At 72.2% G+C, this 18,577-nt stretch carries 12 protein-coding genes; 4 read left to right on the top strand and 8 right to left on the bottom strand.

All coding sequences use genetic code 11. The features are described from left to right. Positions 1–125: 125 nt before the first annotated feature. Complete coding sequence (locus IEY78_RS16180; RefSeq protein WP_189098856.1) at positions 126–689, top strand: DUF6114 domain-containing protein; 564 nt, start codon at positions 126–128, stop codon at positions 687–689. Further along, complete coding sequence (locus IEY78_RS16175; protein ID WP_189098855.1) at positions 679–2,001, top strand: hypothetical protein; 1,323 nt, start codon at positions 679–681, stop codon at positions 1,999–2,001. The genes IEY78_RS16180 and IEY78_RS16175 overlap by 11 nt, the downstream gene beginning before the upstream one ends. A gap of 103 nt (positions 2,002–2,104) precedes the next feature. On the opposite strand, the gene pyk is transcribed toward IEY78_RS16175, so the two are convergent. From pyk to pta, 3 genes are all read right to left on the bottom strand, one after another. Further along, positions 2,105–3,532, bottom strand: coding sequence for a pyruvate kinase (gene pyk / locus IEY78_RS16170; protein WP_189098853.1), 1,428 nt, complete (start codon positions 3,530–3,532; stop codon positions 2,105–2,107). Between the two features lie 61 nt (positions 3,533–3,593). Further along, positions 3,594–4,814, bottom strand: a complete 1,221-nt coding sequence (locus tag IEY78_RS16165; RefSeq protein WP_189098851.1) for an acetate kinase — start codon at positions 4,812–4,814, stop codon at positions 3,594–3,596. 47 nt (positions 4,815–4,861) lie between these two features. Beyond that, positions 4,862–6,958: a phosphate acetyltransferase gene (gene pta / locus IEY78_RS16160; protein ID WP_189098849.1), complete on the bottom strand. Its 2,097-nt coding sequence runs from the start codon at positions 6,956–6,958 to the stop codon at positions 4,862–4,864. 234 nt (positions 6,959–7,192) lie between these two features. On the opposite strand from pta, the gene IEY78_RS16155 reads away from it, so the two are divergent. Then, a complete protein-coding gene (locus tag IEY78_RS16155) occupies positions 7,193–8,218 on the top strand; it encodes an ATP-dependent 6-phosphofructokinase (protein ID WP_189098847.1) in 1,026 nt (341 codons plus the stop codon). A gap of 86 nt (positions 8,219–8,304) precedes the next feature. On the opposite strand, the gene IEY78_RS16150 is transcribed toward IEY78_RS16155, so the two are convergent. The 4 genes from IEY78_RS16150 to IEY78_RS16135 form a co-directional block, all read right to left on the bottom strand. Further along, a complete protein-coding gene (locus IEY78_RS16150; protein WP_189098845.1) occupies positions 8,305–10,854 on the bottom strand; it encodes an ABC transporter permease in 2,550 nt (849 codons plus the stop codon). Positions 10,855–10,919: 65 nt separating this feature from the next. Beyond that, the gene (locus tag IEY78_RS16145; protein WP_189098843.1) at positions 10,920–11,717 is read right to left on the bottom strand and encodes an ABC transporter ATP-binding protein; all 798 of its coding nucleotides are present in this window, start codon (positions 11,715–11,717) and stop codon (positions 10,920–10,922) included. Positions 11,718–12,023: 306 nt separating this feature from the next. Further along, positions 12,024–12,704, bottom strand: a complete 681-nt coding sequence (locus tag IEY78_RS16140) for a response regulator (protein ID WP_189098841.1) — start codon at positions 12,702–12,704, stop codon at positions 12,024–12,026. Between the two features lie 46 nt (positions 12,705–12,750). Beyond that, positions 12,751–14,409, bottom strand: a complete 1,659-nt coding sequence (locus tag IEY78_RS16135; RefSeq protein ID WP_189098839.1) for a sensor histidine kinase — start codon at positions 14,407–14,409, stop codon at positions 12,751–12,753. 163 nt (positions 14,410–14,572) lie between these two features. On the opposite strand from IEY78_RS16135, the gene IEY78_RS16130 reads away from it, so the two are divergent. Then, on the top strand, positions 14,573–15,988 hold the full coding sequence (locus IEY78_RS16130) for a cation:dicarboxylate symporter family transporter (RefSeq protein WP_189098837.1): 1,416 nt from the start codon (positions 14,573–14,575) through the stop codon (positions 15,986–15,988). Between the two features lie 318 nt (positions 15,989–16,306). Here the strand turns inward: IEY78_RS16130 and glgB are convergent. Continuing rightward, positions 16,307–18,577, bottom strand: a 2,271-nt coding sequence (gene glgB, locus IEY78_RS16125) for a 1,4-alpha-glucan branching enzyme (protein WP_373294167.1), incomplete at its 5' end; no start/stop codon positions are given.

Here is an 18,577-nt window from a genome sequence, read left to right as displayed (position 1 = left end):
AGCGTGCGGGCGCGGGGCGAGCTGTAGACGGCTGTGGCCGTTCCCCGTGCCCGTACGCCGGGTAGTGCCCAGTAGGACACCCCGCACAGAACCACCGATTTGCCAGTCCCGAGGAGCTGTACGACATGAGCGCCGAAACGCGACCACGGCTGATCGAGACCATCGGCCGCAAGCGGCTTTCGTTCCGGGAGTGGCGCGGACACCGCCCGTTCTGGGGCGGAATGCTGACCCTGCTGGCCGGCTTCCCGATCATGTACATCCCTTACGCGAATCTCACGATCGGTTCCCTGACCGTCCGCATGGCGACCACCGCCGGCGCCGGCTCGCTGATCATCGGCGTACTGCTGGTCGTGCTCGGTCTCACCATGTGGTTCCAGCCTGCCTCCCGCGTCTTCGCGGGGGTGGCGGCGATCCTGCTCGCCCTGGTCTCCCTGGTCGTCTCGAACTTCGGCGCCTTCCTGGTCGGCTTCCTCCTGGGGCTGATCGGCGGTGCGCTGGGTGTCTCCTGGGCGCCGGGCAAGGCCGTCCGGAGCGAGGCGGACGGCGATCCGGCGCCGAGGACGGTCGCCGGACCCGTGGTCGCCACGCACCCCGCGCCGGCCGCCGGTCCCGGGTTCGGCAACGGGCTGGACGACCTGTCAGGAACGAGCCCGACCAATGGAGAGAACGGGAGGCACCGTGCCGGGTGACGAGCTGCACGAGGAGAGCGCAGCTGCCGGGGCGAGAAGCGGGCCCAGACACGCGGCCCCCAGGAGGCCGCTGCTGACGCGGCTCCACGTGCCCGCGGGCAAGGCGATAGCCATCGCCGCCATGCCGTCCGCCGTGCTGATGGGCATGGGGCTCACGCCCCAGATGGCCATCGCCAAGCCGGCGCCCAAGAGCCCCTTCAAGGACGGCCCCTGCGTCACCGCACCGGACAAGGCGGGCCAGAAGGACGACAAGTCCAAGGGCGGCGCGAAGGACGATACGGGCAAGAAGGACGGCGCCGAGCCGTCCGGCACGCCCTCCGCCGACCCGTCCGCCTCGCCCTCGGCCGGCAAGGACGCGGAGAAGAAGCCCGCGCCCGCGCCGTCCGCCTCGAAGGGGAGCAGCGAGCCCGCCGGCTCGGCGTCCCCCTCGCCCTCGCCCTCGTCCTCCGAGGACAAGAAGGACGACGGCGGTCTGCTGGGCGGCATCGGCGATGCGCTCGGCGGGCTGTTCGGCGGCAAGTCCGACGACTCCGCCGCCTCGTCGAGCCCCTCGGCGTCGGCCACCCCGAGCCCTTCGGCGTCCGCCTCCAAGGACGCCGCCGCGAAGGATTCGGCAGCCAAGGACGACGGGCCCGCCGGATCCGCCGTGAAGAAGGCCACCAAGCCGGTCACGGACACGGTCGACGGCCTCAAGGACGGCGCGGGCAAGGCCGGTGACGGCCTGGCGGGCGGCTCGAAGACGGTCAACGACACCGTCCACGGCGCGGTGGGTGCGGCGGACAACGCCCTGCCCGGCGGCGGCCTGGACGGCAAGGACGCCAGCGGCAAGAAGTCCTTCCCCTGCGTCGTCGAGAACAAGCAACAGGGCAAGAACGAGCAGACTCCGGTCGCTCTGCCCGACGACGCCTGGCACCTGGAGTCCAGCGCGCTCACCCTGCGCGGTCTGAACTACGAGGGCGTCGTCAACGTCCAGACCCAGAACGGCCACACCAAGCAGGCCCTGAAGTTCACCGCCGACAGCCTCGACATCGGTGATCTGCACCAGACCGTCGATGACCGGGGTTCCGGCAAGAAGTACCACGTGCAGGCGTCCCCGGGGTCCACGTCCACGATCCGCGGCGGCAAGGTGACCATGTACACCGAGCGGCTGCAGGGCAACCTCTTCGGGCTGATCCCGATCGTCTTCGACCCCGAGCACCCGCCGCCCATCAACGTCCCGTTCGCGTACTTCACCAAGGTGAAGATCGACCAGGCGGGTCAGTTCGGCGGGAACCTCCATGTCCCGGGTCTGCACCAGTTCATGACCGGCTGAGGCACGTCCCGGGCCACCGGCCCGTCCGGGAGCCGCGGAAAACGGCGGTGGGCCGCCCCCCTACCGGGGGGCGGCCCACCGCCGTTTCTGCGCGCGTGTCCGGTCAGCCCTGCTGGCCGCCGAGGTGGTGCACCCGGACCATGTTGGTGGTGCCGGGGACGCCGGGGGGCGAACCGGCGGTGATCAGCATGGTGTCGCCCTTGCTGTAGCGCTGGAGCTTGAGCAGCTCGGCGTCCACCAGGTCGACCATCGCGTCGGTGTTGTCGACGTGCTCCACGACGAAGCTGTCCACGCCCCAGCTCAGCGTGAGCTGGTTGCGGGTGGCGGCCTCGGTGGTGAAGGCGAGGATCGGCTGGGCGGCGCGGTAGCGGGAGAGCCGGCGGGCGGTGTCGCCGGACTTGGTGAAGGCCACCAGCGCCTTGCCGTCCAGGAAGTCGGCCATCTCGCAGGCCGCGCGGGCCACCGCACCGCCCTGGGTGCGCGGCTTCTTGCCGGGCACCAGCGGCTGCAGGCCCTTGGAGAGCAGCTCCTCCTCGGCCGCCTCGACGATCTTCGACATCGTCTTGACGGTCTCGATCGGGTACTGGCCGACCGAGGACTCCGCGGAAAGCATCACCGCGTCGGCGCCGTCGAGGATGGCGTTGGCGACGTCGGAGGCCTCGGCGCGGGTGGGCCGCGAGTTGGTGATCATCGACTCCATCATCTGGGTCGCCACGATCACCGGCTTGGCGTTGCGGCGGCACAGCTCGATGAGGCGCTTCTGCACCATCGGGACTTTCTCCAGCGGGTACTCCACCGCCAGGTCACCGCGGGCGACCATGACGGCGTCGAACGCCATCACGACCTCCTCCATGTTGGCCACCGCCTGCGGCTTCTCGACCTTGGCGATGACCGGGACCCGGCGGCCCACCTCGTCCATGACGCGGTGCACGTCCTGGACGTCCTTGGCGTCGCGGACGAAGGACAGCGCGACCATGTCGCAGCCCATCGCCAGGGCGAACTTGAGGTCCTCGATGTCCTTCTGGGACAGCGCGGGGACGTTCACCGCCGCGCCGGGGAGGTTGATGCCCTTGTGGTCGGAGATGACCCCGCCCTCGATGACGATGGTGCGCACCCGCGGGCCGTCGACCTCGACGACCTGGAGGGCGACATTGCCGTCGTTGATCAGGATCGGGTCGCCCTTGGACACATCGCCGGGCAGGCCCTTGTAGGTGGTGCCGCAGCTGTGCTTGTCGCCGGCCACGTCCTCGGTGGTGATGACGAACTCGTCCCCGCGCACCAGCTCCACGGGGCCGTCGGCGAAGGTCTCCAGGCGGATCTTGGGGCCCTGGAGGTCGGCCAGCACGCCGACCGCGCGGCCGGTCTCCTCGCAGGCCTTGCGGAGGCGGTGGTACCGCTCCTCGTGCTCCGGCTGGGTCCCGTGGCTCATGTTGAAACGGGCCACGTTCATACCGGCCTCGATCAGCGTCTTCAGCTTCTCGTAGGAGTCGACGGCGGGGCCCAGGGTGCAGACGATTTTGGAACGGCGCATGGGCGGAATCCTATCGGTTTGTTTAGGAGCGGAATATATAGGTCGGCGGAAACACCGACTCCTAGGCGCTGACCAGGGCGTATGTCTGCTGCGCGATCTCCAGTTCCTCATCGGTGGGCACCACGGCGACCGCGACCCGGGCGTACTCGGGCGAGATCAGCCGCGGCTCGTCGGACCGCTGGGAGTTGAGGTCCGCGTCCACCGCCATCCCCATCTCCTCCAGGCCGGCGATCGCGGCCTCGCGCACCGGGGCGGCGTTCTCGCCGACGCCCGCGGTGAAGGCCACCGCGTCGACCCGGCCGAGCACCGCGCTGTAGGCGCCGAGGTACTTCCTCAGCCGGTGGATGTAGACGTCGAAGGCGAGCCGGGCGCGCTCCCCGTCCTCGCCGCCGGCGTCGATCCGGCGCCGGATCTCGCGCATGTCGTTGTCGCCGCAGAGCCCGATCAGTCCGCTCTTCTTGTTGAGCAGCTCGTCGACCTCGTCCTCCGACATCCCGGCCACCCGCTTGAGGTGGAAGGTCACCGCCGGGTCGATGTCGCCGGAGCGGGTGCCCATGACCAGGCCCTCCAGCGGGGTCAGGCCCATCGAGGTGTCCACGCAGCGGCCGCCGGCCACCGCCGAGGCGGAGGCGCCGTTGCCCAGGTGCAGCACGATCACATTGACCTCGGAGGGGTCCTTGCCCAGCAGCGCCGCGGTCTTGCGGGAGACGTAGGCGTGCGAGGTGCCGTGGAAGCCGTAGCGGCGGATGCGGTGCCGGTCGGCGGTCGCCACGTCGATCGCGTAGCGGGCCGCGTGCTCCGGCATCGTGGTGTGGAAGGCGGTGTCGAAGACCGCGACCTGCGGCAGATCGGGGCGCAGCGCCCGGGCGGTCCGGATGCCGGTGATGTTGGCCGGGTTGTGCAGCGGCGCGAGGGGCACCAGCCGCTCGATCTCCTCCAGCACCGCGTCGTCGATCACGGTCGGCTCGGTGAACTCCAGCCCGCCGTGCACCACCCGGTGCCCGATCGCGGCCAGCTGCGGGGAGTCGAGCCCCAGCCCGTCGGCGGCCAGCTCCGCGGCGACGGCCTTCAGCGCGGCCTCGTGGTCGGCCATGTCGCCCTCGGTCTCGCGCTTCTCGCCGCCGGTGGCCAGCGGGGTGTGCGCCAGGCGCGAGGTGCTCTCGCCGATCCGCTCGACCAGGCCGGCGGCGAGCCGGGCCCCGTCGCGCATGTCGAGCAGCTGGTACTTCACCGAGGAGGAGCCGGAGTTGAGGACGAGGACGCGGGTGGCGGTGGCAGTCATGGAGCGCTTTCCGGTGGGGAGGGACGGGTCGGGCGGAGGGGCCGCGGTCAGGCGGCGGGGCCGGCGCCGGGCCGCTCGCCCTGCGCCTGGATCGCGGTGATGGCCACGGTGTTGACGATGTCCTGCACCAGGGCGCCGCGCGAGAGGTCGTTGACCGGCTTGCGCAGACCCTGCAGGACCGGGCCGACGGCGACCGCGCCGGCCGAGCGCTGCACGGCCTTGTAGGTGTTGTTGCCGGTGTTGAGGTCCGGGAAGATCAGCACGGTGGCCTTGCCGGCGACATCGGATTCGGGCAGCTTGGTCCGGGCGACCGCCGCGTCCACCGCCGCGTCGTACTGGATCGGGCCCTCGACCAGCAGATCGGGGCGCAGCGCGCGGACGATCTCGGTGGCCTTGCGGACCTTGTCGACATCGGCGCCGGAGCCGGAGGTGCCGGTGGAGTACGAGAGCATCGCGATCCGCGGCTCGACGCCGAACCGGGCGGCGGTGGTGGCCGACTGGATGGCGATGTCCGCCAGCTGCTCGGCGTCCGGGTCCGGGTTGACCGCGCAGTCGCCGTAGACCAGCACCCGGTCGGCCAGGCACATGAAGAACACCGAGGACACGATCTGGGCGCCCGGCCTGGTCTTGATGATCTCGAAGGCGGGGCGGATGGTGGCGGCGGTGGAGTGCACCGCGCCGGAGACCATGCCGTCGGCCAGGCCCTCCTCGACCATCAGCGTGCCGAAGTAGGAGACGTCCGCGACCACGTCGAAGGCCAGCTCGACGCTGACGCCCTTGTGGGCGCGCAGCGCCGCGTAGCGCTCGGCGAACCGCTCGCGCAGCGGGGAGGTCTGCGGGTCGATGATCTGGGCGTCGGCCAGGTCGATGGCCAGGTCGGCGGCGCGCTTGCGGATCGCCTCCTCGTCGCCCAGCAGCGTCAGCGCGCAGACGTCGCGGCGCAGCAGCACATCGGCGGCCCGCAGCACCCGCTCCTCGCTCCCCTCGGGGAGGACCACCCGGCGGCGGCCGGAGCGGGAGCGCTCGATCAGCTCGTGCTCGAACATCATCGGCGTCACCCGGCCGGAGCGGGCGACGGAGATACGGTTCGTCAGCTCCACGGTGTCCACGTGCCGCTCGAACAGGCCGAGCGCGGTCTCCGCCTTGCGCGGCGAGGCGGCGTTCAGCTTGCCCTCGATCGCGAACAGCTCGCCGGCCGTCGGGAAGGACCCGCCGGGCACCGAGACGACCGGGGTGCCGGGGGCGAGCCGGCCCGCCAGCGCCATGATGTCCGGGCCGGGCCGCTCGTCGAGGGTGAGCAGCACCCCGGCGATCGGCGGGGCGCCGGCGCTGTGTGCGGCGAGCGAGCCGATCACCAGGTCGGCGCGGTCCCCGGGGGTGACCACCAGGCAGCCGGGGGTGAGCGCCTTGAGGAAGGTCGGCAGCATGGCGCCGCCGAAGACGAAGTCCCGGGCGTCCCTGGCCAGGCCCGAGTCGTCGCCGAGCAGGACCTCGGCGCCCAGGGTGTGCACGATCTGGCTGACGGTCGGCGCGGAGAGCGAGCCGTCCTCGGGGAGCGCGTAGCAGGGCACCGGCAGGTGGGCGGCGAGCCGCTCGACGACGGCCTCGCGCTGCCCGGGCGCCACCCGGTTGACGACCAGGGCCACGACATCGCAGCCCAGCGAGTGGTAGGCGCGATAGGCGTTGCGGGCCTCGGCGCGCACCGACTCGGCCTCCTGGCCCTGCCCGCCGACGACGGGCAGCACGGCCGCGCCGAACTCGTTGGCCAGCCGCGCGTTGAGGTTCAGCTCGTCCGGGAGGCTGGTGCCCGCGTAGTCCGAGCCGAGGACCAGGACGTACTCGTAGTCCCTGGCGACGGCGTGGAAGCGGTCGACGAGCCGGGAGACCAGCTCGTCGGTGCCGCGCTCGGCCTGGAGGGCGGCCGCCTCCTCGTAACCCAGGCCGTGGACGGTGTCGGCGGACTGGGTGAGCCGGTAGCGCGCCCGCAGCAGGTCGAAGAGCCGGTCGGGTCCGTCGTCGTGCACCAGCGGACGGAAGACGCCCACCCGGTCGACATGGCGGGTCAGGAGCTCCATGACTCCCAGCTCGATGACCTGGCGTCCGTCGCCGCGGTCGATCCCGGTCACGTACACGCTGCGCGTCACGCGTGCTCTCCGATCCTTTTCCGTTGCTCGCAAGGGCAAAATTAGTCGTTATGGTGGGCTTGCCCCTCTTGACAATACCTGCGCGTGTGGCTAGGTCGCGTTCCCAGTTTCCCTGGTGCGGTCCCTGCGGGGAACAGTAGGGGGAGGTCCGCCGGTCGGGGAGGCCGGGCGGGCCCCGTGAAACAATCGGACCGGCTCACACGAACCGACAGCGAGCACAGGAGACACAGCACGATGCGTATCGGAGTCCTCACCGCAGGCGGCGACTGCCCCGGCCTGAACGCTGTGATCCGGTCGGTGGTCCATCGCGCCCTCACCGGGCACGGCGACGAGGTCATCGGCTTCGAGGACGGCTTCTCCGGCCTGCTCGACGGCCGCTTCCGCAAGCTCGACCTCGAAGCGGTCAGCGGCATCCTCGCCCGCGGCGGCACCATCCTCGGCTCCTCCCGGCTGGAGCGCGCCCGGCTCCGGCAGGCCTGCGAGGACGCCAAGGACCACTCCAAGGACTACGGCATCGACGTCCTCATCCCGATCGGCGGCGAGGGCACGCTGACCGCCGCGCGGATGCTGTCGGACGCCGGACTGCCGGTCGTCGGTGTGCCCAAGACCATCGACAACGACATCTCCTCCACCGACCGCACCTTCGGCTTCGACACCGCCGTCGGCGTCGCGACCGAGGCCATCGACCGCCTCAAGACCACCGCGGAGTCGCACCAGCGGGTCATGGTCGTCGAGGTGATGGGCCGGCACGCGGGCTGGATCGCGCTGGAGTCCGGCATGGCCGGCGGCGCCCACGGCATCTGCCTTCCCGAGCGCGGCTTCGAGGTCGCCGACCTGGTCACGATGGTCGAGGAGCGCTTCGCCCGGGGCAAGAAGTTCGCCGTGATCTGCGTCGCCGAGGGGGCGCACCCGGCGTCCGGCAGCATGGAGTACAAGAAGGGCGCCATCGACCAGTACGGCCACGAGCGGTTCTCCGGCATCGGCAACGCCCTCGCCCACGAGCTGGAGGAGCGCCTCGGCAAGGAGGCCCGGCCGGTCATCCTCGGCCACGTCCAGCGCGGCGGCACCCCCACCGCCTACGACCGGGTGCTCGCCACCCGCTTCGGCTGGCACGCCGTCGAGGCCGCGCACCGCGGTGACTTCGGCCGGATGACCGCGCTGCGCGGCACCGACATCACGATGGTGCCGCTGCACGAGGCGGTCACCGAGCTGAAGCGGGTGCCGGAGTGGCGGATGGACGAGGCCGAGTCGGTCTTCTGAGCCCTGGCCCCCCGGAACATCAACGGCGGCGCGCCCGCCCTCGACCGAGGGCGGGCGCGCCGCCGTTGTGCGTGGCGGTCAGGCGGTCACTGGGCGCCGATGGACTCCAGCATGTTCAGCCGGGCCGCGCGGCGGGCCGGCCAGAGGGCGGCCAGCACCCCGACGACCAGCGCGAGCAGCACGAAGAGCCCGAGCCTGCCCCAGGGCAGCAGCAGTTCGTACGTCGGGAGGCCCTGGCTGACCAGATTGCCGCCGGCCCAGGAGAGGAAGATCCCCACCCCGATCCCCAGGACCGCGCCGAACAGCGAGATGACCACCGACTCCAGCCGGACCATCTGCTTGATGCCGTTGCGGGCCAGTCCGATCGCCCGCAGCATCCCGATCTCGCGGGTCCGCTCGAAGACCGACATGGCGAGGGTGTTGACGACGCCCACCACCGCGATGATCACGGCCATGCCCAGCAGCCCGTAGACGACGTAGAGCACGGTGTCGATCTGCCCGGCGTTCTCCTTGCGCAGGTCGGCGTGGTCCTGGACCTTCAGCAGCGGGCTGTCGCCGAGGGTGTGCCGGATCTGCTTCTCCAGCTCGTCGCTCGCGCCGCCGCGGGTCTTCACCAGCAGTTCGTCGTCCTTGACCGGCGTCATGTGCGGGGCCACCAGGGAGGCGGCGCCGACGGCACTGTTGACCAGCGGGGTGTCCTCGTAGACACCGGTGATCCTCAGCTTCGCCGTCTTGTCGTCGTTGAACGTCGCGTCCAGCGTCTGGCCGGTGTGCCAGCCCTTCTCCTTGGCCGCGGTGCGGGAGACCGCGATCTCGTTTGCCGCGTGCGCCGGCCCACCGCTGGTGAAGTCCAGCTGGACGGTCTTGCCCACCGTCGCCAGGTCGGTGCCGGTGAGATCCGTGTAGTCGCCGCCGGTCTGGAAGCTGGCGTTGCGCAGCGGGGCCGCCGCCTCGACGCCCGGGAGGGCCGCCACCTTCTTCGACAGCGCGGGGTCCAGACCGGTGTACGTCGAGGTCCCGACCTTGTAGTCGGCCTTCAGCCCCTTGGCCGTCATCGTGTCCATGGCCTGCTGCGCCGAGTTCCCGACGACCGTCATGCCGGTGATCAGGGTGAGCCCGATCATCAGCGCGGAGGCGGTGGCCGCCGTACGGCGCGGGTTGCGCAGCGCGTTCTGCTTGGCCAGCTTGCCGCTGACGCCGAAGAGCCGGGTGGTGAGGCGGCCCGCCAGCGAGACCAGGGGCCGCGACAGCAGCGGCGCGAGGATGATGACGCCGGTCATCGTCAGCATCGAGCCCAGCATGGCGATCGGCATGTCGTCGGAGGACTTCAGCGTGGTGACGTAGAGCATGACCGCGACGCCGAGGCCGGCGACGACCGTGCCGAGCACGTTGCGGATCACCAGGCTGCGCAGCGCCGGGGGCGCCTCGACGGTGTTGAGCGCCTCCACCGGGGCGATCTTCGCCGCCTTGCGGGACGGCAGCCAGGCGGCCAGCACGGTCACCACGACACCCACCGCGAGGGAGGAGAGCACCGCGGTCGGGCTGATGATGAGTGGCCCGTCCGGGAAGCCCGCGCCGTTGGCGTCGAGCACGGCCCGCAGGCCCACCGCGATCCCGGCGCCCAGCGCGAGCCCGACGACCGAGGAGACCAGGCCCAGCAGGGCCGCCTCGGCCAGCACCGAGCGGACCACCTGCCGGCGGGAGGCGCCGACCGCGCGCAGCAGGGCGATCTCCCGGCTGCGCTGGGAGATCAGCATGGTGAAGGTGTTGGCGATGATGAAGATGCCGACGAACAGCGCGATGCCGGCGAAGACCAGCAGCGTCTGGCTCAGGGCCTTGTTCTGCGCGGTGACCATCCGGGACTGCTCGGCGGCGAGTGCGCTGCCGCTGGTGGCCTCGGCCCGGTCCTTGGGCAGGATCTCGCGGACCTTGGCGGTCAGCGCCTGCTGGTCGGTGCCGGGCGCGGCGCCCACCACCAGCTCGTCGAACTGCCCGGGGTGCAGGTAGAGCTTCTGCGCGGTGGCGGTGTCGAAGAGCGCGAGACTGCCGCCCGTGGTCACCTGCGGGTCGTCGGTGGTGACGATGCCGACCAGCCGCTTCGTCAGCACCGGGCCGTCGGTGGCGAACCGCACGGTGTCGCCGACCTTGAGGTGGGCCGCCTCGGCGGTGGCCCGGTCCAGCGCGATCTCGTCGCCGGCGGCCGGTCCGCGGCCCTGCACCAGCGGGTAGCGGGCGTCGCGGCCGTCCTTGTCCGGCTGGAAGTTGGCGGCGAGGTTCTGCCAGCCGTTGCCGATCGGTATGCCGTCCGGGCCGGCGAGGGTCGCGGTCCCGGTGACATCGCGCCGCAGGGACTCCACGCCCGGCAGCGCGCGGACCTTGTCCGCCAGCTTGTCGTCGAGGAGGGTGCTCCGCTTGCCGTTCTTGTCGGTGCGCGGGCCGGTGTCGGCGTCGACGGCCTGGACGGAGACGGCCACGCCGTCGAGGTTCTTGGCGGAGGCCTTCTTGACGGCCTCGCCGACGGTGTCGCTGAAGATCAGGGTGCCGGCGACGAAGGCGACGCCGAGCAGGACCGCGAGCGCGGTCATCATCAATCGGGCTTTGTGCGCAAGGACATTGCGCAGGGCTGTACGCAGCATGGTGGGTCCTGGTCCGGTTGCTCGGGGTGGAGGGCGGCGCCCGGGGGCGCGGGAGGGGCGCCGGGTCAGCTCGTACGGCCCTTGGAGTCGAACAGCCGCATCCGGTCCAGGACGCTGTCCGCGGTCGGCTCGTGCAGCTCCTCGACGATCCGGCCGTCGGCGAGGAAGACCACCCGGTCCGCGTAGCCGGCGGCGACCGGGTCGTGGGTGACCATCACCACCGTCTGGTTCATCGCGCGCACCGACTCCCGCAGGAACCCCAGGACTTCGGCGCCGGAGCGGGAGTCGAGGTTGCCGGTCGGCTCGTCGGCGAAGATGATCTCCGGCTGGGCGGCCAGCGCCCGGGCGACCGCGACGCGCTGCTGCTGCCCGCCGGAGAGCTGGGCGGGCCGGTGGGAGAGCCGGCCCGAGAGGCCGACGGTCTCGATGACGGCGTCGAGCCAGGCCTTCTCGGGCTTGCGGGCCGCGATGTCCATCGGCAGCGTGATGTTCTCCAGTGCGGTCAGCGTCGGCAGGAGGTTGAACGCCTGGAAGATGAAGCCGATCTTGTCCCGGCGCAGCCGCGTCAGCTGCCGGTCGTTGAGCGAGGACAGCTCGGTGTCACCGATCCGGGCCGAGCCGCCGGAGATCGTGTCCAGTCCGGCCATGCAGTGCATCAGCGTCGACTTGCCGGACCCGGACGGGCCCATGATCGCGGTGAACTGGGCCTTGCCGAAGTCGACCGAGACGGAGTCCAGCGCGACCACCCGGGTGTCCCCCTGGCCGTAGACCTTGCTCAGATCCGTGGCCCGGGCGGCGACGGCGGCGGTGCGGAGGGGGGCGGGAGAGGCGGGGAAACCCGGCGAGGCGGCCGCGTGGGACACGGGAACTCCTGGAAAAAGGACGGATGTTTCGATGCCTCTATTTTCGAATGCGCAGATCGTCCCGGTCTTCACCCGCAGGGACGGAAAGCCGGACCGCCGGAAGTGCCACCCCCGCCCCCGGCGTCATCCTCCAGGCGGACGCCCCTCCGCCCTCCGGCCGACGGGGGAACCCTCAGCCGTCCCGGAGGGTGGCGCCGCCGGCGGTCACGACGGCGGCGGCGCGCTGGAGCCGGCGGGGCGGCGGGGCGCCCGCGTGGCCGCCAACCGGCCGCGGTCAGCCGCCGGTTGACCGCCCCTCACCGCTGTTCACCGCCCCGACCAGCGGTAGCGCAGTTCGGGCCGGCCGACGTGGCCGTACTGGGGCGCGCGGGCGGCCCGGCCGGCGACCACGAGGTGTTCCAGGTAGCGGCGCGCGGTGATCCGCGAGATCCCCACGTCGGCGGCGGCCTCGGTGGCCGTCAGCCCGCCGCCGGAGGCCCGCAGCACATCGGTCACCGCTCGCAGGGTGGCCGCCGTCAGGCCCTTGGGCAGCGCGGCCGGCTGGGGCGAGCGCAGCGCGGCGAGTGCCCGGTCCACCTCGTCCTGCCCGCTGGCCTCGCCCGTGGTGGCGCGGAAGCGGGCGTAGCGGGTGAGCCGGTCGCGCAGGGTGGCGAAGGTGAACGGCTTGAGGACGTACTGCACCACGCCGAGCGAGACGCCCTCGCGCACCACCGCCAGGTCACGGGCGGAGGTGACGGCGATGATGTCGGCGGTGTGCCCGGCCGCGCGCAGCGTGCGCACCAGCGCCAGCCCGTGGCCGTCCGGCAGATAGAGGTCGAGCAGCAGCAGATCGACGCCGTGCGCCTCCAGATGGCGGCGGGCGTCGGCGCCGGAGTGCACGGTGCCCGAGACGGTGAAGCCGGGCACCCGCCCGACGTACAGGGCGTGCGCGTCGGCGGCGACCGGATCGTCCTCGACGACGAGGACCCGGATGTCGGCGGCGCTCACCGCGGGACTCCTGCCGAAAGGGGGCGGGCCGGGGCGCTCGCCGCGCTCATGCCGTCACCCGCGCCCGCAGCGGCAGCCGCACGGTGAACCGCGCCCCGCCACCCGGGGTCCCGTCCAGCGCCACCGTGCCGCCGTTGCGGCGCACCGCCTGCTGCACCAGCGCCAGGCCCAGACCGCGGCCCCGGGCGGACGCCGCCGCGCCCTGCTTGGTGCTCCAGCCGCGCCGGAAGATCTCGTCCGCGGCGTCCGCGGCCACCCCCGGACCGTTGTCCGCCACCCGCAGCAGCAGTTCGCCGTCGGCCGCCCGCGCGGTGACCGCCACCCGCGGCGGGGCGCCGCCGGGCTCCCCGGGCGCGGCCGCGGCGTCGAGGGCGTTGTCCAGGAGGTTGCCCAGCACCGTGACCAGGTCACGGGCCGGCAGCGCGGGCGGCAGCAGCCCGTCGTCGATCCGGCTGTCGGGCGTCAGCGTCAGCTCGATGCCGCGCTCGTTGGCCTGCGCCGCCTTGCCGAGCAGCAGCGCGGCGAGCACCGGCTCGGCGACCGCCCCGACCACCTGATCGGTCAGCGCCTGCGCCAGCTCCAGCTCCGCGGTCGCGAACTCCACGGCCTCCTCCGAGCGCCCCAGTTCGATCAGCGACACCACGGTGTGCAGCCGGTTGGCGGCCTCGTGGGCCTGCGAGCGCAGCGCCTCGGTGAAACCGCGCACCGAGTCCAACTCGCCGGACAGCGCCTGGAGTTCGGTGTGGTCGCGGAGGGTGACCACGCTGCCGCGGCGCTCGCCGCCGGAGACCGGCGCGGAGTTGACCACCAGCACCCGCTCGCCGGTCAGCTGGAGTTCGTCGACCCGCGGTCCGGGCGACAGCAGCGCCTCGGTCAGCGCCGGGGGCAGCCCCAGCTCCGCGACCGGGCGGCCCACCGCCTCGCCGGACAGCCCCAGCAGCTCCCGCCCTCCGTCATTGATCAGGGCGACCCGGCGCTGCCCGTCGAGCATCAGCAGCCCCTCGCGCACGGCGTGCAGCGCGGCCTGGTGGTACTCGTGCATCCGGCTCAGCTCGCCGGCGTTCATCCCGTGGGTGTGCCGCCGCAGCCGGGCGTTGATCACGTACGTGCCCAGGCCGCCGAGCGCCAGCGCCGCGGCCGCCACCCCGACCAGCGCCAGGACCTGGTCGCGCAGCTGCTCGCTGATGGTCTCGATGGTGATCCCGGAGCTGACCAGCGCGGTGATCCGGCCGCCGCGCCGCGGATCGCGGACCGGGGCGACGACCCGCACCGACGGGCCGAGCACCCCCATGTGCGTCTCGGCGAAGGTCTTGCCGCGCAGCGCCGGGCCGATGTGGCCCAGGTACTTGTGGCCGATCGCGGAGGGCTCCGGGTGCGTCCAGCGGGTGCCGTCCGTGCCCATCACCACCACGAAGTCGACGCCCGCGTCGTGCCGCAGCTGCTCGCTGTAGGGCTGGAGCGCGGCCGTCGGGTTCTTGCCGCGGGCCGCCGCGATGACGGCCGGGGAGTCGGCGACGGCGGTGGCCGCGGCCGTCGCCTGCCGCCGCGCGGTCTCCTCCGCCTGCCGGCCGGCGCTGAGGTACGCGAAGACGGCGCAGCCCATGACGGCCACCGCCACCAGCACGACCTGCATCGCGAAGAGCTGCCCGGCGAGGCTGCGGGGACCCCGCAGCCGTCGGGGCGGCCGGGGTCGGGGGAGTCGCATGCACAACAGTGTGCACGGTGACCGCAGAACCGTCTGCACGGTCACTTTTACGTGAACGAAATGTACGCAAGGGTGACGGGCGCCACAGCGACGTGCATAGTCGCCGGAACTTGTGGTGCGCCGGAGCCGCAGATCGGCGCACACCGTAGACGAGGAGACAACCGTGGCCGCACAGACCCCGCCACGTGGGGGCACCACCGAGGAGACCGCGCCGGCGAAGCGGGACCGGACCCACTTCCTCTACCTCGCCGTGATCGGGGCGGTGCTGCTCGGCATCGCCGTGGGCTTCGCAGCCCCCGGTGTCGCGGTCCAGCTCAAGCCGCTGGGCACGGGGTTCGTGAACCTGATCAAGATGATGATCTCGCCGGTCATCTTCTGCACGATCGTGCTGGGGGTCGGCTCGGTCCGCAAGGCCGCCAAGGTCGGCGCGGTCGGCGGGCTGGCGCTCGGCTACTTCATGGTGATGTCGACCGTCGCGCTGGCCATCGGCCTGGTCGTCGGCAACATCCTGGAGCCCGGCTCCGGACTGCATCTGACGGAGACCGTGCGGCACGCCGGCCAGGCCCAGACCTCGGGCGGCGGCGAGTCGCTGCCCGAGTTCCTGCTCGGCATGATCCCCACCACCCTGGTCTCCGCCTTCACCCAGGGTGAGGTGCTGCAGACGCTGCTGGTGGCGCTGCTGGTGGGCTTCGGGCTGCAGGCGCTGGGCACGGCGGGCGAGCCGGTGCTGCGCGGGATCGGGCACCTCCAGAAGCTGGTCTTCCGGGTGCTGGCCATGATCATGTGGGTGGCGCCGGTGGGTGCCTTCGGCGCCATGGCCGCGGTGGTCGGCGAGACCGGCCTGGACGCGCTGAAGTCGCTGGCGGTCATCATGGTCGGCTTCTACACGACCTGCCTGCTGTTCGTGATCGTGGTGCTCGGCGCGCTGCTGCGGCTCTTCGCGGGCGTCAACATCTTCCTGCTGCTGAAGTACCTCGCCCGGGAGTTCCTGCTGATCCTGTCCACCTCCTCCTCGGAGTCGGCGCTGCCGCGGCTGATCGCGAAGATGGAGCACCTGGGCGTCAGCCGGCCGGTGGTCGGCATCACCGTCCCCACCGGCTACAGCTTCAACCTCGACGGCACCGCCATCTACCTGACGATGTCCTCGCTGTTCGTGGCCGAGGCGATGGGCAAGCCGCTGCCGCTGGGCCAGCAGATCTCGCTGCTGGTGTTCATGGTCATCGCCTCGAAGGGGGCGGCGGGCGTCACCGGCGCGGGCCTGGCGACGCTGGCCGGCGGTCTGCAGTCGCACCGCCCCGAACTGGTCGACGGCGTCGGCCTGATCGTCGGCATCGACCGCTTCATGAGCGAGGCGCGCGCCCTGACCAACTTCGCGGGCAACGCGGTGGCCACCGTGCTGATCGGCACCTGGACCAAGGAGATCGACCGGGCCCGGACGGCGGAGGTGCTGGCCGGAAGGCTGCCGTTCGACGAGAAGTCGCTGGCCGACGAGGCCTCCGCCGGGGCAGGGACCGCCGCCGGGACGGACGTCGTCGGGCCGCGCGAGGGCGGGGCGGAGAAGGCGCCCGCCGGGGTCTGATCCCGGGCCGCAGGAGGGGAGAAGGGGCGGGTGCCGGTGAGGCACCCGCCCCTTCGGCGCGACCGCCGTCACCCGCCCGCGGCGTCCCCCGCCACACTCCCCGCCCGCACCGCTTTGACCTGCGGTTTCATCGACCCGGGCCGATTGTCAGTGCCTCCTGACACCATAGGAATGTGAGGGAAACCGCCGCCGGCGAAGGCCGGTGGTGTGTGGGCACATACAAGGAGGAATGAGACATAACGCCTTGGGTGAGGGATCTGATCGGCGGGGGAGCCGCGGCAGCGGGAGACGGATCGGACAAGCACCGCCCATGAGTGCTCAGAGGGGGCGCAGCCAGACGGTGGCCAAGGGGGGAAGCACCGGAGTGACGGAGGCGGCGCGGCCGTTCCAGGGGACCGGCTCCGCCGTCAGGGGATCGGGGTTGGTGACACCGCTGCCGCCGTAGCGCGGGTCGTCGGTGTTGAGGACCTCGCGCCAGGCGGGGACGTGATCGGGGACGCCCAGCCGGTAGGTGTGGCGGACCACGGGGGAGAAGTTGGTGACCGAGACCAGGGGGGAGCCGTCGGCGGCGAAGCGCAGGAAGGAGAAGACGTTGTCCTCGCGCGCGTCGCCGTCGATCCAGGAGAAGCCGGCCGGGTCGGTGTCGCGTTCCCACAGCGCGGGCGCGTCGGCGTAATGGCGGTTCAGCGCGCGGACCAGGTCGCGCACCCCCCGGTGGTCCGCCTCCGCCTCGTAGGAGGGGTCGAGCAGCCACCAGTCCGGTCCGTGGCTCTCGGCCCACTCCGCGCCCTGGGCGAACTCCTGCCCCATGAAAAGGAGTTGCTTGCCGGGGTGGGCCCACATGAAGCCGAGGTAGGCCCGGTGGGTGGCGCGCTGCTGCCACCAGTCACCGGGCATCTTCGACACCAGCGCCCGCTTGCCGTGCACCACCTCGTCGTGGGAGATCGGCAGCACATAGTTCTCGGAGTAGGCGTAGATCATGGAGAAGGTCATCTCGCCGTGGTGGTACTTGCGGTGCACCGGCTCCTTGGCGGCATAGCCCAGCGAGTCGTGCATCCAGCCCATGTTCCACTTCAGGCCGAAGCCCAGACCGCCGAAGCCGCCGGGGCCGACGTGGTGCGTGGCGCGGGTGACGCCGTCCCAGGCGGTGGACTCCTCGGCGATGGTGACGACGCCGGGGCAGCGGCGGTAGACCGTCGCGTTCATCTCCTGGAGGAAGGCGACCGCGTCCAGGTCCTCCCGGCCGCCGTGCTCGTTCGGCGTCCAGCCGCCCTCCTCGCGCGAGTAGTCGAGGTAGAGCATCGAGGCGACCGCGTCGACCCGCAGGCCGTCGATGTGGAACTCCTCGCACCAGTACACGGCGTTGGCGACCAGGAAGTTGCGGACCTCGGTGCGGCCGTAGTCGAACTCCAGGGTCCCCCAGTCCGGGTGCGCGGCCCGCACCGGATCCTGGTGCTCGTAGAGCGGCCGGCCGTCGAACTCGGCCAGCGCCCAGTCGTCGCGGGGGAAGTGCGCCGGCACCCAGTCCATCAGGACGCCGATGCCGGCCCGGTGCAGCGTGTCGACCAGGTACCGGAAGTCGTCCGGGGTGCCCATCCGGGCGGTGGGCGCGTAGAAGCCGGTGACCTGGTAGCCCCAGGAGCCGCCGAAGGGGTGCTCGCACACCGGCATGAACTCGACGTGCGTGAAGCCCAGGTCCTTGACGTACGCGGGGAGCTGCGCGGCCAGCTGGCGGTAGGTCAGCCCGGGCCGCCAGGAGGGGAGGTGCACCTCGTAGACGGAGAACGGCGCCTGGTGCACGGGCCGCTCCCCGCGCCGGGCCATCCACTCGTCGTCGGTCCACCGGTGGTGCGCGGCGTCCACGACCGACGCGGTGGCCGGCGGGCACTCGGTCCGCCGGGCCATCGGGTCGGCGCGGACGGTCCGGGTGCCGTCCGGCCGGGTGATCTCGAACTTGTACAGCTCGCCCTCGCCGACGCCCGGCAGGAAGAGCTCCCAGACGCCCGAGGAGCCCAGCGAGCGCATCGGATGGCCGGTGCCGTCCCAGCAGTTGAAGTCGCCGACGACCCGCACGCCCCGGGCGTTGGGCGCCCAGACGGCGAAGCGGGTGCCGGTCACCCCCTGGTGGTCCATGATCCGCGCGCCGAGGGCGTGCCACAGCTGCTCGTGCCGCCCCTCGCCGAACAGATGCAGATCCAGCTCGCCGAGGGCGGGCAGGAAGCGGTAGGGGTCGTGCACGGTCGTGGCGTGGTCGCCGTAGTCGACCAGCAGCTCGTAGTCCGGGACGGTGGTCAGCGGCAGCACCCCGGCGAACAGCCCCTCGCCCTCGGCGTGCAGGGCGGCGCGCAGGCCCTTGGCCAGGACGATGACGCCCTTCGCGCACGGCCGCAGGACCCGGATGAGCAGCCCGCCGCGCACGGGGTGGGCGCCCAGCAGCCCGTGCGGGTCGTGGTGGGTGCCGCCCAGCAGCCGGTCGCGGTCGTCGTCGGAGAGCGGGGCGGCGGCCCGCACCCCGCCCGGGCCGCCGGCCGGCCGCGCCGGGCTGAAGGTGGCCGGGGGGCCGTCGGCCCGTCCGGGCGCCGGGGCGGG

The sequence above is a fragment of the Streptomyces kronopolitis genome (assembly GCF_014646275.1).
Classification (GTDB): Bacteria; Actinomycetota; Actinomycetes; order Streptomycetales; family Streptomycetaceae; genus Streptomyces; species Streptomyces kronopolitis.
This window is presented reverse-complemented; position numbering and strand designations above follow the sequence as displayed.